The following is a 14,436-nucleotide window of genomic DNA, read 5'->3' as shown; positions in this document are numbered from 1 at the left end:
CTTTTTGAATAATTGTAGCATAAAAAGTTTCCTAACGTACGATTTCTTCTTCCTCTTTTTTATTGGCAATTGTTTGTTCAATAAGATTTACCACATCTTCTAAGTTAGAACTAAATTGAAAGTGTTTTTGTTTTTGAATATAAGCGTTTCTTCTATTATCATGCAAAATGATTTCCATCACAGCATTTTGTAGATAGGACTGCTTTATCTTGCGCCCTAGTCCTAAATTCGCAAAGCCATTTTCTTCTTGAGGAAATGCAAAATTTATTTCTTCCTCATGTGCACAAAGAACAATGCAAGGAATTTTTTGTTGTGCAACTAATAGAGGGGTGTAAGCACCGGAAGTTATGACGATATCACTATTGTATATATAAGATTCAGGTTCTTTAGTGGAAATAACTTTAATGGATTTTCGAGTAAGTGCGAACCTTTTAAGCTCGTTTATATCATGTTTATAATAATTATCAACGACCACGCTAATTTGTAAGGGAATATGCAATTGCACAAGATGTCTTAACGTTCGGTAAGTTAAGTTTTCAGGATCTTCATGAGGAAAGGCCACAACAATATGCGGTGGATTCTGCAACATGTTATTATTTTTACTAATCGTTTTATTTGCTGGGATATACCCAGTAGGTCCATATACATAATTATCTTTAGATAGGTCCTGTGGATTTTCGTATAATGCTTGAAAAACAATATCAGCTAATGCGCTGCCATCACCATGATCATCAAAATGAATAAGCGGGCAATTAAATGTTTTTAAATGCCGTATTAAATCTTTTTCGGAATTCCCATTATCGTGAATAATGCAATCTGGGTTAAATAGTTTTAGTTTTTCAAAAAGTTGCCCATTGTTTCTGTATATATTGGCTGTGATATTTTGTGTTTCTAAGTATTCGATAAGGCTTATATTCGAACTAGGCACAAAAACCTTACAGTCTGAAACTTTTAAAGCTGGGAGTAGCATTTTTGCTCTATCAGCAGGATATAATCCACGGTGTGAAAATGTATTTAAAAGATAAGCTAGTTTCAAGTTGCATCTTCCTTTCCTGACATATTCTATTTATTGTATGGAAAGGGACAGGTGCTTATGACTACTAGAATAGCGGAAGAGATAGATATAAAGTGAGGAGGTTCTATATAGATGGGAAAAAGAACGGCTATTGTTATTGGTGCAACGGGTTTTACTGGGAGTTTTTTAGTGAAGCAGCTATGTGAAAGTAATGAATATGTCTCTGTTTCTGTAATTGCTAGAAATAATATTTCCTATAAACATCCAAAACTCGAAGTGAAAATAAAAGACTTTGACACGCTGGAAGAAAAGGATTTAGATATTGCAGATGATCTTTTTTGTTGTTTGGGTACTACAATGAAGAAAGCAAGGACCAAAGAAAATTTTGAAAAGGTCGATTTAATTTATCCACTACAAATTGCTTCATTAGCCAAAAAAAGAGGGATACACCATATACTCGTCATTTCCGCTGCTGGTTCCAGTAAGAAATCTCCGTTTTTTTATAGTCGGATAAAAGGACAGATGGAGCAGCAATTAATTGATTTAAACCTTCCAAAACTTTCAATTTTTCGACCAACATTACTTACTGGGGGTAGAAAGGAATTTCGATTAGGTGAACGTATTGCAGAAGGGGTATATCAATTATTAAATCCTATTTTATTCGGATCTCTAAAAAGATTTCGTTCTATTGAAGGAAAACAATTATCTTATGCAATGTACCATTTTGCAGTTTATGTAAATAAAAACAAAGTAACAATATATAAATCGTTAGATATTTTAAATGCAAAGCCCTTTATTGAAGAGGATGAGCAACCCATCGCACGTGAAGAATTGTTTAATTGGGATAAGCGAAAAGATATATTCGTAGAAAATGAAAAAATAGACAATTGAAGTTATTTACAGCTAATAAAAAGAATGCATATTCTGCATTAATCAGTTAAAAAGTTTGTTAATATATAGAAAAAATGAAGAATGAGTTCTCCGTCGAAAGGATGAACTTTTAAAAAATGAAACTTGAAGTCTAAAATAATTCTATTTATTTGATACAATTAGGGACGGATAAAGGAGGTTTAAATGATGAAGATTCTACTTATAGATGGAACGATTATCGGCACAAAAACAGGTGTCATTTTAGAACAGGTGAAAGACTATATAGAAACGTTAAATATGAATTATACGTTGGAAATTGTAAGTTTGGCGAATTATGAACATCAATTTGTAGATGGAAGACCGTTTGATGATTACAATGATGATATTAAACTGCTAGTAAGTAAATTCGAGCAGGCAGATGGTTATATTATCGCCACACCTATTTTCCAAGGATCTATTCCAGGAGTATTGAAAAATATGTTTGATTTTTTACATCCGAAAACAATGCGATATAAACCGGTATCTATCGTGGCGAATGGTGGGACATATCAACATCACTTAGTAATAGAAAATCAGCTCAAGCCAATTTTGGACTATTTCCGATGCCTTGTTACACCAAACTATGTATACACCCATACGAGCCATTTTGATGGAAACAACATCATTGTGGATGAAGATGTGCATAAGCGTCTTCGCGAACTAGCTCGTGTTTTCGTTCAATATGCAGAAATGAGCAAAACGCTTTGCAAAGAGCCAATTGATACGCACTAATTTAGAGGATGTCCCCAAAATGCTGGAGACATCTTTTTTTATTTTAAAATAAATGAACTTTTTCGTATTTCGAATGTCTAATGTATAACAGTAAGCGAAATGGGGTGATGTGGTGGAGGAAGTTGAAATCACAATTAAAGCAATAAAAAGGGATGAACAGGCTTTTATACAATTAATGCAACTATATAAAGAAGATTTATATAGAACAGCTTTTGCATTTTTAAAAAATGATCATGATGCAGTTGAAGCAATGCAAGAAGTAACATATAGAGCTTTTCAAAAAATACATACCGTAAAAGAGCCCAAATATATAAAAACCTGGCTTATTCGAATAATGATGAATTACTGCCAAGATCAGTTGAAAAAGAAGAAGCGATTTATTTCGAATGAAGTTCTGCAAGAGGCGGGCTATTCAATGGATTCTAATATGGAGTTGGAAGAAGCTATAGCATCTCTGACTAGTGAAGAGCAACAGTTAATATTTCTGAAATACTTCCAAGGTACGAAGATTCAAGATATCGCTGAAATAAAGAAAATTCCAGAAGGAACCGTCAAATCGAGGCTCCATACGGCACTGAAGTCATTGAGAAATTTCCTGGCAGAGAAAGGAGATGTAGATCATGTTTGAAAAAGAAGAAGAGTTGTTAAATGAATCAAGAAAGCAATTAGAGCAAATCGAGATTCCTGACCAACAAATAACGAATGCAATCCAACAAGGCTTGCTCCAAGCTAAGAATAAAAAAAGAAAGCGAAAATATACGCTTTGGACTTTTTCAGTTGCTGCTATCCTCATGCTCACCCTAGTGACATCTATTCGTGTATCACCTGCATTTGCAAGTGCGATTGCCTCCATACCAGGCATGGAAAGATTTGTTGATCTTATTAAGTTCGATAAAGGAATAGAAGCTATCATTGAAAATGATTATTACGAGCCCATAGGTGTGAGCCAAGTGAAAGATAATATAACTTTCACCATAGATGGAATTATTTTAGATGAAACGGGAATGGAAATTTTTTATACATTGGAAGCACCGTTTTCAATTGAAAACATTCGATATGGAAAAATTGATGTATTAAATGGAAACAGAAATCTAAGTGAAGATTCATCCTATTCATTTGGATATAGTGGTGAAAAAACAAAACGAATAGAGGAACGTTTTAGTTTTACATTTGGAGATGCCGTGGAATTTACTTCGAAGCAATTTGAATTAAAACTTCAATTAGAGAATGAAAAGAAAACGACTTTCGATATTCCATTTACTATTAAAAATGATATTAAAAAAGGGAAAGTCTATTCAGTAAACCAAGAAGTAGAGATGGATGGTCAAAAGATGTTGGTGAAAGAAATTACCGTTTATCCGCTACGAGTGGCTGTAGCGTTAGTATTTGATGAACAAAACGAGATGGAGATTTTACAATTTGAAGATATGCGCATAGAAGATGAAAACGGTGAAATATGGAGTTCTATTCAAAATGGAACTACTGGTTTTGGTGGAGTAGAAAATAAAGAAAGAACTTACTTTCTACAAAGTAATTATTTTAACCAACCGAAAAAGTTATTTTTTAAGTTTGATAAAGTGCAGGCGCTACCTAAAGAGGAGAGCTACTTACTAATTGATATGGAGAAAAAAGAAATATTGAATAAACCGGCAGACGGGAAATTAGAAGTTATGAACATTAGCAACAATTCGGTTGAAGTAAAAATCCCGCAAATAAAAGAAAATCACATGTATGAGCTTTTTACAGATGCTAAAAATGCAAATGGAGAAAGAATCGATACGCCATCACAAAGTATGCATGGAGATGGGGATGGAGAATATAATTACACAACTATTAACTTGGATTCTAAAAACATTATAAATCCAATTAAACTGTATTTCTCTGCATACCCCAATTACTTAAACGGCTCTGTTTCTGTTCAAATTAAATAAAGTAGCGTATTTGTTTTCCACTAAATGGCTAAGGGAGATCAAATGGAGTGATAAAGCAACCAATGCACAATCGAGAGCAACCAGTTTATAAATGAAAACAACCAATTCATTCACTAGAGCAACCAATTTGCATAAAGGAGCAATCAATTCTGCGATAGGCTTCCGTAGGAGTGCCTTAAATCAATAAAAGCCCATTACTAAAGTAAAAAAGACTCAAAAAGTTGTTATAAACAACTATTGAGTCTTTTTATTTGGTAGTAAGGTCTAGTGATGGTCAAAAAATCACAAACGCAACCAAATAGAGGTCAAAAAAAACAATCCCTAATGAGTAGTAAAAAATGCTATTGTAGAAATAACTAATCTATTGAGGGGCATTTAGAATGAGACAATTTGCGATTCGCTTTAGTGCATTTACGTTTTTATGGTTGTTTTTCATCTTTTTTGCATATAATGAATCTTCTTCTTTACCATTGATTATTTCACTTTTTGCAACATCGTTAACCGTGCATTTTTTTATTCCAGTTGTAAAAAAGCCGCTTGTTCTTTATTTGTTAGGTCAGTTGATCCTTTTTTCTACGCTGTATTGGACTTCTAGTTTTGAATATATAGTACCTCTAATTGCACTAAGTCTACTAGAAGGTGCATTTTATTTGCAGGAACGACAATTGTGGTTGCTTGTTAGTGTATTATTCGTTTTTGTACTTACGAGTTTAATATACACACATACATCTTATGCAATTAGTGCGTTATTTGTTTTGTTCGGCATTGCCTGTTTATTCCTCAATCGCTATATTAATGAGAAAAATGAGAAGCGTGATCTATATGAAGAACTACTTGGAGAGTATCGTAGTTTAAAACGTACCTCTTTACAGCAGGAAGAAGTTGTCCGATTAGAAGAACGAACGCGTGTTGCAAGAGATATTCATGATTCTGTTGGACATAAACTAACTGCACTTTTAATGCAGTTAGAAATGGATTCGATGACAGGAAACTATGCCAATGTTGTCGAATTAAAAAAGCTAGCAAAAGATAGTTTAGAAGAAACAAGGCATGCTGTTCATCAGTTAAAGCAAGAAGAAATAACAGGTATACAATCAGTGCTCCTACTTATTCGTAAGCTAGAATCCGAAAGTCATCTACTCGTTCGCTTTATTACAGAAAAGGGCGCTCTATCTATCCCACTTACCAATACACAAAGTATTACATTATACCGTGTGCTTCAAGAGGCACTAACAAATGCGATGAAACATGGTGCGTCACGGGAAGTGGAAGTGACGCTTAGACAAACATCTACAGGGTCATTACAATTTTTAGTAAACAATAAAATATCCAGTAGTATTCCAATTGTATTAGGATTTGGATTAACGAATATGAAAGCAAGAGTAGAAGAACTAGGAGGAGAACTACGAATTTTACGAACAGAGGAACACTTCCAAATTGAAGGATCATTTCCTGTAAAGGAGAATTGAGGATGCCAAAAAAGGTTTTAATAGTAGAGGATCAAGCGATTGTAAGACAAGGCTTGCGTATGATGATAGATCTAGACGAGGACTTTTCGGTTGTTGCAGAAGCAAGTAATGGAAAAGAAGCAATTTTCGCACTTGAACGAAATGCGGTTGATATTGTATTACTTGATATTCGAATGCCTGAGATGAACGGAGTAGAGGCAACCAAACGAATAAAGGAGCGCTGGCCTCAAGTTAAAATTTTGATACTAACCACCTTTGATGATGACGAATATGCAATTGAAACGTTAAAAGATGGTGCGAGTGGCTTTATGTTAAAAACGGCAGAACCCACGAAGCTTATAGCAGCCATTCATAGTATTTCAAATGGCGGTCTTGTGTTAAATGAAGAAGTTGCAGCTAAAATGATGCCTCGTCTCTTGAAAAAAAACAATGAACCAATAGTCAAGCATACTTTAACAGGTAGAGAAATTGATATTTTAAAACTAGTAGGAGAAGGTAGGACGAATAAAGAAATAGCCGAGGTACTGTTTCTATCCATTGGTACAGTAAAAAATCACATTACGCATATTTTACAACAGCTCGAACTTCGTGATCGTACCCAGCTTGCGATTTACGCAGTGAAAAATAGCTTCGTTTAATAGGAGTTGTCCCAAAATTGTCTTTGGGGCAACTCCTTTTTTATGACGAGAGGTCAGATTTAAGCACTTTCAATTGGGCATAAGTAAATTTGGAAACTTATCTTGCGATTCTCAGAGACAATCTTGCGATTTGGAATGTGTACTTTGCGATTTGAATGATGGATCTTGCGATTCGTAGCAACTACCTTGCGATTAGAGGCTCCTACCTTGCGATTCGCACATTTTTTGTAATAAGTCAATTCAAGTTGTGAGTAATTAGCAAAATGTTGCGAGTAGCTCATCCTATATTGCGAATACGGCCGATAATGTTGCGCGTAACTAATATGTTGTGTGTTACATAACTATTTGCGACCAATTAAGAAGCCCATTTTAAATTTAGTGACGGAGGTCATGTGTAGAAATGACTTCAGATAGATGGGAGTTATCGTAAATTATCATATAGTAATGGGGAAGGGAGCGATCGATATGTTAGAAGCTGTAGAGTTATCTAAAATGTATAAAAAAGTAAAAGCGGTTGATAATCTTAGTCTCTATGTTGAGAGAGGGGAGATTGTAGGGTTGCTTGGCCCAAATGGTGCAGGGAAATCTACGGCAATTGCAATGATTTCTACACTCATACCATCTTCAAGTGGAGATGTGAGAATTGATAATAAAAGTGCGTTGCAACACCCAAATGATTTGCGAAAAATACTTGGGGTGGTTCCACAAGAAATCGCCTTATATGAAGAGTTAACAGCACGTGAAAATCTAAAGTTTTTTGGTCGCATTCATAAAATGCCGAAAGCCCAACTAAATGCACGAATTGAAGAAGTACTTGAGCAAATTGGCTTACAGGATCAACCTAAAAAGCTTGTGAAGCATTATTCTGGAGGCATGAAACGGCGTCTTAATATTGGTGCTGCATTATTACACGAACCTCAATTTCTAATAATGGATGAACCGACAGTCGGAATAGATCCACAATCTAGAAATTATATATTGGAAACTGTGAAGCTGTTGAATAAAGAAAAGAAAATGTCTATTTTATATACGAGTCATTATATGGAAGAAGTCGAATATCTGTGTGACCGCATTTATATTATGGACTCGGGTCATGTCATCGCTTCTGGAAGTAAAGAGGAGATAAAAAATATTTTATCCTCTGAAAAAACGATTCGAATAAAGCTTGAGCGTGCTGTACCGGAATTTGTTGAAGGGTTAAAACTTGAAACTGTTATTTCACAACTTCAGGAAAAGGGTGAGACGATTTCTGTGACCGTTGCGAAAGACGTGAATTTATTTCCTAAATTATTATCTTTATCTGAGCAAACTGGAGCAGTATTAGTAAGCGTGGATGTGGATGCACCAAGTTTAGAGGATGTGTTCCTTCATTTAACCGGAAAAGCACTACGAAACTAAGAGGGGAGCGAGTGAAAATGTTTAATGCTTTTATGAAAAAGCAGTTTCTCTTGTTTCTTCGTTCGCCACAAGAGTTGCTTATTTTATTATTAATGCCATTTGTTCTTATTAGTATTTTAGGATTTGCACTTGGTTCAATAATGGATGGTGAAGACGGACCTCCTCTAAGTTTGAAAGTAGGGATTGTTGAGCATACGAGTGAACAGCAAGAGTTAAGAGATATTGAAAAGCAGTTTGGAGAAATACCAAATATTAATTCTTTATTACCACTTCATATATTAAAAGAACAATTATTTAACAGTGAAGAAGTAAAATCGTTTGTCACATTGGATGTAATTAGTCCAGATAAATTAGAGGAATCCAAAAAAGATGATGTTTATGCTGCTATCATTGAAGTGCCAGAGCATTTTACCTTGAATACAATCAAAGCAATTTTTCTAGAAAATCAAAAGAAACCCGAACTAATACTGTATTCGAACGAAACAAAAAGTTTATCAGCTAGTGTAGTACAAAGCTTAATTGATTCATTTCAACAACAGTATTCGAGAATGGTGCTTCTTGGGAAAAATAATTTATTAGTAGAACCGGTAAATGTGGATATTATTTCTGATATTCAAACAATCGATAACCACAAACCTGTTGATGCAAGTGCGTATTACACAATTGGCATGAGTGTTATGTTCGTACTGTTCGCTGCAGTTAAAGCATCTACAGTGGCCTTTGGTGAAAAGCAATTATATTTATTTGACCGAATTTTGCTTGCAAATGTATCACGCTGGACTTATTTATTAAGTGTTTTTGCATCGACAGTGGTGTTAGTAATTGCACAGCTATTGATTTTATTTGGTGGTGCATACTTAGTTTACGGGGTAAAGTTCCCGACACTTTCAGTATTTTTGTTAATAACGTTCATGCTTAGCTTAGTTATCGGTGCTATTGCTACTTTGTTAACTTCTATTAACTATCGCGTAGGTTCGTTGAATGCTTCTAGATTATTTCAATCTATGTTTGCTTCGATGCTTGCATTTTTAGGAGGAAGTTTTTTTCAAGTGAGTGGTTTCTCAGACTTCTTTAATATCGCTGGAAATCTAACACCAAATGGAGCTGCGATGTCTGCCTATTTAAAATTAATGCAAGGGGATAGTTTGAAAGAAATAAGTAGTCATTTATATGTACTAGCAATCTTAGCTATTGTTTTATTAAGCATTTCTATATCGCTATTTCCAAAAAAGGGGGGAGTAGCATGATTGGTATTATCTTAGCAAAATTACAATTGTTTTTTAGGAAACCAGCAACATTTATTATTATGACTGCTATTAGTATAATTTTTGCCTATACTGTCGGACTCGGTGGACAAGGAAAGATTGAAATTCCAGTGTATACAACACTTACTAACACAGAGGAACTATTAGGACATCTTAATGAATCAGAAAGTTTTTCGTTTGTAAAAAGTACAAAAGAAGATGCAGAAAATGAAGTAAGAGGAGGTCGAGCTGTTGCAGCAGTGGAGCTATTAGAAAAAGGGTTTACAATCATTCACTCCTCGGATGAAACGAATATACCACTGATTGAAAACGAACTTAGACTTGTATACGCAAAAAAACTACAGGATGAAAGTGTATTAGCACAAACAGATAAACCAGCTAAAGTAGAAGCACTGTTAAAGCAAGCGGAAGAAAGCCCATTCTTTAATGTGAAGCAGTCTAACTTTAAAAATGACAAGGAAAAAATTTATGATGGCAGGTTGCATAGCATTTTTGGTTTTTCACTCTTTTTCGTTATTTATACAATAGGAGGTAATGTATACCCTATTATGGAGGAGAAACAAAATCGTATTTGGGATCGACTAATATTATCTTCAGTTTACAAATGGGAAATGTATGCAGGAAATTTACTATTCAGTTTTATAATTGGGTATGCACAAATATTCATTATCTTTTGTACATTTCGTTATGTCGTAGGAGTGGATTTTTATGGGGGCTTTACGAAGACACTCATCGTTTTAATTCCATACGTTATTGCCATTGTAGCACTTTGCATTTTACTGGCATCATTAGCAGGAACACCAAGAAAGTATATGTCCTATTTGACAATCATAGCAACACCACTTGCAATGCTTGGCGGGGCTTATTGGCCATTAGATATTGTAACTTCAAAAGTAATGCTATTTTTTGCAAAAATCACACCTGTAAATTATGGCATGCAACTATTAAATGGATCAACAGTGAATGGCTATTCATATGGTGAGCTACTTGAACCAATGAGCATCCTTCTCTTGATGGCAGTTATCATGATGGGAATTGGTATAAATGTTATAGAGAAAAGAAATACGTAAAAAGAGGGTGATTGAAAGCGAAAAAAAGCGGCTTTCAAATCACCCTTTTCTAGCATTACCACAGAGTTTGAGCGTTTTGTCATAGTTGACTATCTTCCTTATAGACTGCAATTAGTAAGACGGCATCGTCTTCCCCGATGTTTTTAACAAAATGGGGGACACAGGCATTCCAGCTAAATGAGTCTCCCGCGTGAGCGATTACGGAGTCTTCTCCTTGTTCTGCAAGAACGGTGCCCTTAAGTACGATATGGCATTCTTCTCCTTCGTGCGCAATAGCTTCTCCAGTTGATGCGCCAGGAAGCAATTCAACATGCATCATTCGTAATCCACTTTGAGAAGTAAGATGTTCTATTTTAATATCATTAAATGTTGTATACACTCGCTCGGACTTCCTTACTACTTTCATATGTTGTTTTTTTTCAAGAAGTAAATAAGGCAACGGAACGTCCAAATAGACCGCAATTGTTTGTAGCGTATTGAGAGAAGGGGAAGTATTATCGTTTTCGATGTTACTAATGAATCCTTTTGATAGCCCTATTTGTTCGCTCATTTGCGCAATAGTTATTTTCTTTCGTTTGCGTATATCTCTGATTTTCGAGCCGATTTCCACGTTTATCTCTCCCTAAATTGTATTTTGTAAATATTATCGTAACACAAATATATTGACGTTATCTATAAAATGATGTTACCTTATAAGAAACATATATTTCTATTAGAAAACTTTTTTATTGAAAGAAGAATACAATGGGTAATTTTTTTGAACTTTTAGTTTACTTATATGAATAAAATATTTCTAAGAGAATATTGTTTTGAGAAATTCTATAACAATGAAAGAAGGAAAGAGTAATGGATAAATTAGGAATCAGTACATTATTATTAAGACTTGTGTTAGGAATTAGCTTTTTTGTACACGGACTTGCAAAATTTCAAGGCGGTATAGATAATACTGTAGGATGGTTTGATAGTATTGGGATTCTAGGTTTCTTTGCATATGTAGTTGCTACATTGGAATTAGTAGGCGGCATTGCACTTATTTTAGGTATTGGAACTCGAGTATTTTCTGCATTATTTATCGTATTAATGATTGGTGCGATTGTAACAGTAAAATTTGCTGTCGGATTTTTAGGTACAGCTGATATGGCTGGTTATGAGCTTGATCTAGCATTCTTAGTAATTGCTCTATTTTTGATGATAAACGGAAGCAAGTTTTTGTCAGTTGACGAAACAATTTTTAAATAAACAAGCGAATGATGTAGTAAATAAAAAAGAGCCTTCATGTCAAAAAAAATGACGTGAAGACTCTTTTTTTTCTTGATAAATCTACAGTCTCAAATTCTTCAAAGCTTTTGCTAATGAATTATTCTCAGGGCCCTTCTTGTTTATTTTGAGTTATATCTACCACCTGAATTTTTTTTGGTATTCGTTGAAAGTAGATAGTTTTTCTCGGGACAACATTTTCTAGGACAAACAGCTTTTGGACGCTATTTAACTGGGCAAGTGTCTATAAATCAATTTTCCAATAAAAATGGCAATTTATCGGACGGAGAATAGAAACCGCAATTCTTTGAAGGAAAACGCAAACAAATTGAAGCACTACTAGTAAGAGAAAAGATAATCTAAACGTGAATACTCTTTACCAAAACCAGCTGCTTGCATATGTTCAATCCATTCATATAAAACTTTCGTGTCTTCTACACGAAAGGCAGCATGGTGTACTGTATGCTATATTTAGCATATGGATTTACGAAAGGATGTTATGTATGGCAAAAAACTTAGTATTAGCAGAAAAACCATCTGTTGCACGCGATATTGCGCGTGTACTTAAATGTGATAAAAAAGGAAATGGGTATTTAGAAGGCAAAGATTATGTTGTTACTTGGGCTCTAGGGCATCTTGTAACATTAGCTGATCCAGAAAGTTATGATATTAAATATAAAACGTGGAATTTAGAAGATTTACCGATGTTACCAGACAACCTAAAACTAACAGTTATTAAACAAACGGGTAAGCAATATAACGCTGTGAAATCCCAACTTACTCGTGGCGATATTAATGAAATTATTATCGCAACGGATGCTGGTCGTGAGGGTGAGTTAGTCGCTCGCTGGATTATTGCTAAAGCTAAAATAAATAAGCCGATTAAACGCTTATGGATTTCATCTGTAACAGATAAAGCGATTAAAGATGGTTTTGCCAACTTAAAGCCAGGAAAAGCGTATGAAAACCTTTACGCATCTGCAGTAGCTCGTTCCGAGGCAGATTGGTATATAGGTCTGAATGCCAGTCGTGCACTATCTACAAAATTCAACGCACAGTTAAATTGTGGAAGAGTTCAGACTCCGGTAGTGGCGATTATTGCCAAGCGTGAAGATGAAATTAAGCAATTCAAAGCGCAAACTTACTATGGAATTGAAGCGCAAACAGAAGATAATTTAAAGCTTACTTGGCAAGATGCAAAAGGAAATGGTCGTAACTTCGAAAAAGAAAAAATAGATGCAATCGTGAAAAATCTTGGTAAAGGAAACGCTACAGTAACGGAAATTGAGAAAAAGCCGAAGAAGTCATTTGCTCCTGGTCTATATGATTTAACCGAGTTACAACGTGATGCCAATAAAATCTTTAGTTATTCTGCAAAGGAAACATTGAACATCATGCAAAAACTGTATGAGCAACACAAAGTATTAACATATCCTCGTACAGATTCACGCTTCATCTCATCAGACATTGTTAGCACTCTACCTGAGCGTTTAAAAGCTTGTGGGGTAGGTGAATATCGACTATTAGCAAATAAAGTCTTAAATAAGCCGATTAAAGTTTCTAAATCATTTGTAGATGACAGTAAGGTTTCCGATCACCATGCTATTATACCGACTGAGGGTTATGTAAATTTCTCTGCCTTCAACGATAAAGAACGCAAAATTTATGATTTAGTTGTAAAACGTTTCCTATCTGTTCTATTCCCAGCATTTGAATATGAGCAATTAACGTTGCGTGCGAAAATTGGTGATGAGAACTTTGTAGCTAGAGGAAAAACGATTTTAGCGAATGGTTGGAAAGAGGTATATCAAAATCACTTTGAAGATGATGATACAACGGATGATTTAAAAGAACAGATTTTACCTCGAATCGAAAAAGGTGATTCATTAAAAATGAAACTAATCGCTCAAACGTCTGGCCAAACAAAGCCACCTGCGCGCTTTAATGAAGCAACTTTACTAACTGCAATGGAAAATCCTACAAAGTATATGGAAACGCAAAATAAACAGCTCGCAGACACTTTAAAATCTACTGGTGGATTAGGTACGGTAGCAACTCGTGCTGACATCATCGATAAGCTATTCAACTCATTTTTAATTGAGAAGCGTGGCAAAGACATTCATATCACATCTAAAGGTCGCCAGTTGCTTGATTTAGTACCCGAAGAACTAAAATCCCCCACACTTACTGGGGAATGGGAACAAAAGCTTGAAGCGATTGCAAAAGGCAAATTGAAAAAAGAGGTTTTCATTGCAGAGATGAAGAAGTATACGAAAGAAATCGTTTCTGAAATTAAAAGCAGTAATAAGAAATATAAACACGACAACATATCCACTAAATCTTGCCCAGACTGTGGAAAACCAATGCTTGAAGTAAACGGGAAAAAAGGAAAAATGCTTGTGTGCCAAGATCGTGAATGTGGTCACCGTAAAAATGTGGCGCGTGTAACGAATGCTCGCTGCCCGCAATGTAAAAAGAAGCTAGAACTGCGTGGTGAAGGGGAAGGTCAAATCTTTACTTGTAAATGTGGCTATCGGGAGAAACTATCAGCATTTGAAGCAAGACGTAAAAAAGAGTCAGGTGGTAAAGTAGATAAACGTAGTGTTCAAAAATATATAAAACAGCAAGAAAAAGAAGCTGAACCAATTAATAATGCATTTGCAGATTTATTGAAAAACTTCAACTTAGAAGAATAGATAATTTTAAAATTAGATATAAAGTGGATTTTTAATGTTTTTTTCATTATCAATAA

At 34.8% G+C, this 14,436-nt stretch carries 13 protein-coding genes; 11 read left to right on the top strand and 2 right to left on the bottom strand.

The features are described from left to right. Positions 1-31 precede the first annotated feature (31 nt). A complete protein-coding gene (locus ACTSKG_RS09630; protein ID WP_464754385.1) occupies positions 32-1,036 on the bottom strand; it encodes a hypothetical protein in 1,005 nt (334 codons plus the stop codon). A gap of 111 nt (positions 1,037-1,147) precedes the next feature. Here ACTSKG_RS09630 and ACTSKG_RS09625 point away from each other — a divergent pair, with 111 nt between their 5' ends. The 9 genes from ACTSKG_RS09625 to ACTSKG_RS09585 all read left to right on the top strand — a co-directional run bounded on the left by ACTSKG_RS09625 (position 1,148) and on the right by ACTSKG_RS09585 (position 10,427). Continuing rightward, positions 1,148-1,906, top strand: coding sequence for an NAD(P)H-binding protein (locus ACTSKG_RS09625; protein WP_464754384.1), 759 nt, complete (start codon positions 1,148-1,150; stop codon positions 1,904-1,906). Between the two features lie 186 nt (positions 1,907-2,092). Beyond that, positions 2,093-2,656, top strand: coding sequence for an NADPH-dependent FMN reductase (locus ACTSKG_RS09620; RefSeq protein ID WP_464754383.1), 564 nt, complete (start codon positions 2,093-2,095; stop codon positions 2,654-2,656). A gap of 112 nt (positions 2,657-2,768) precedes the next feature. Continuing rightward, the gene (locus tag ACTSKG_RS09615) at positions 2,769-3,284 is read left to right on the top strand and encodes a sigma-70 family RNA polymerase sigma factor (RefSeq protein WP_464754382.1); all 516 of its coding nucleotides are present in this window, start codon (positions 2,769-2,771) and stop codon (positions 3,282-3,284) included. Then, positions 3,277-4,587, top strand: a complete 1,311-nt coding sequence (locus ACTSKG_RS09610) for a DUF4179 domain-containing protein (RefSeq protein WP_464754381.1) — start codon at positions 3,277-3,279, stop codon at positions 4,585-4,587. Before ACTSKG_RS09615 ends, ACTSKG_RS09610 begins: the two co-directional genes overlap by 8 nt. A gap of 380 nt (positions 4,588-4,967) precedes the next feature. Beyond that, on the top strand, positions 4,968-6,056 hold the full coding sequence (locus ACTSKG_RS09605; protein WP_464754380.1) for a sensor histidine kinase: 1,089 nt from the start codon (positions 4,968-4,970) through the stop codon (positions 6,054-6,056). A 2-nt stretch (positions 6,057-6,058) separates the two neighbouring features. Next, positions 6,059-6,694, top strand: coding sequence for a response regulator transcription factor (locus ACTSKG_RS09600; RefSeq protein WP_464754379.1), 636 nt, complete (start codon positions 6,059-6,061; stop codon positions 6,692-6,694). A 465-nt stretch (positions 6,695-7,159) separates the two neighbouring features. Further along, the gene (locus ACTSKG_RS09595; RefSeq protein WP_464754378.1) at positions 7,160-8,092 is read left to right on the top strand and encodes an ABC transporter ATP-binding protein; all 933 of its coding nucleotides are present in this window, start codon (positions 7,160-7,162) and stop codon (positions 8,090-8,092) included. A 17-nt stretch (positions 8,093-8,109) separates the two neighbouring features. Continuing rightward, positions 8,110-9,339 carry an ABC transporter permease gene (locus ACTSKG_RS09590; protein ID WP_464758008.1) on the top strand — a complete coding sequence of 410 codons (1,230 nt, stop codon included), beginning with the start codon at positions 8,110-8,112 and terminating at the stop codon, positions 9,337-9,339. Next, positions 9,336-10,427 (top strand): ABC transporter permease, encoded by a 1,092-nt coding sequence (locus ACTSKG_RS09585; RefSeq protein ID WP_464754377.1) that lies wholly within the window; start codon positions 9,336-9,338, stop codon positions 10,425-10,427. Before ACTSKG_RS09590 ends, ACTSKG_RS09585 begins: the two co-directional genes overlap by 4 nt. A 79-nt stretch (positions 10,428-10,506) precedes the next feature. On the opposite strand, the gene ACTSKG_RS09580 is transcribed toward ACTSKG_RS09585, so the two are convergent. After that, positions 10,507-11,037, bottom strand: a complete 531-nt coding sequence (locus ACTSKG_RS09580) for a helix-turn-helix domain-containing protein (RefSeq protein WP_464754376.1) — start codon at positions 11,035-11,037, stop codon at positions 10,507-10,509. 236 nt (positions 11,038-11,273) lie between these two features. Here ACTSKG_RS09580 and ACTSKG_RS09575 point away from each other — a divergent pair, with 236 nt between their 5' ends. Both ACTSKG_RS09575 and ACTSKG_RS09570 read left to right on the top strand, forming a co-directional pair. Further along, the gene (locus ACTSKG_RS09575; RefSeq protein ID WP_464754375.1) at positions 11,274-11,666 is read left to right on the top strand and encodes a DoxX family protein; all 393 of its coding nucleotides are present in this window, start codon (positions 11,274-11,276) and stop codon (positions 11,664-11,666) included. Between the two features lie 521 nt (positions 11,667-12,187). Next, positions 12,188-14,380, top strand: coding sequence for a DNA topoisomerase III (locus tag ACTSKG_RS09570; protein WP_464754374.1), 2,193 nt, complete (start codon positions 12,188-12,190; stop codon positions 14,378-14,380). Positions 14,381-14,436 lie beyond the last annotated feature (56 nt).

It is taken from the genome of Psychrobacillus syltrankelensis, from assembly GCF_055454035.1.
The sequence above is the reverse complement of the archived record's forward strand: the minus strand, read 5'-3'. Positions and strand labels throughout refer to the sequence as shown.

What these genes read in the sequence shown, in the direction of transcription:
- ACTSKG_RS09625 (WP_464754384.1), top strand. Translation starts at nt 1,148, where the DNA reads ATGGGAAAAAGAACGGCTATTGTTATTGGTGCAACGGGTTTTACTGGG.
- ACTSKG_RS09620 (WP_464754383.1), top strand. Translation starts at nt 2,093, where the DNA reads ATGAAGATTCTACTTATAGATGGAACGATTATCGGCACAAAAACAGGT.
- ACTSKG_RS09610 (WP_464754381.1), top strand. Translation starts at nt 3,277, where the DNA reads ATGTTTGAAAAAGAAGAAGAGTTGTTAAATGAATCAAGAAAGCAATTA.
- ACTSKG_RS09605 (WP_464754380.1), top strand. Translation starts at nt 4,968, where the DNA reads ATGAGACAATTTGCGATTCGCTTTAGTGCATTTACGTTTTTATGGTTG.
- ACTSKG_RS09600 (WP_464754379.1), top strand. Translation starts at nt 6,059, where the DNA reads ATGCCAAAAAAGGTTTTAATAGTAGAGGATCAAGCGATTGTAAGACAA.
- ACTSKG_RS09595 (WP_464754378.1), top strand. Translation starts at nt 7,160, where the DNA reads ATGTTAGAAGCTGTAGAGTTATCTAAAATGTATAAAAAAGTAAAAGCG.
- ACTSKG_RS09590 (WP_464758008.1), top strand. Translation starts at nt 8,110, where the DNA reads ATGTTTAATGCTTTTATGAAAAAGCAGTTTCTCTTGTTTCTTCGTTCG.
- ACTSKG_RS09585 (WP_464754377.1), top strand. Translation starts at nt 9,336, where the DNA reads ATGATTGGTATTATCTTAGCAAAATTACAATTGTTTTTTAGGAAACCA.
- ACTSKG_RS09575 (WP_464754375.1), top strand. Translation starts at nt 11,274, where the DNA reads ATGGATAAATTAGGAATCAGTACATTATTATTAAGACTTGTGTTAGGA.
- ACTSKG_RS09570 (WP_464754374.1), top strand. Translation starts at nt 12,188, where the DNA reads ATGGCAAAAAACTTAGTATTAGCAGAAAAACCATCTGTTGCACGCGAT.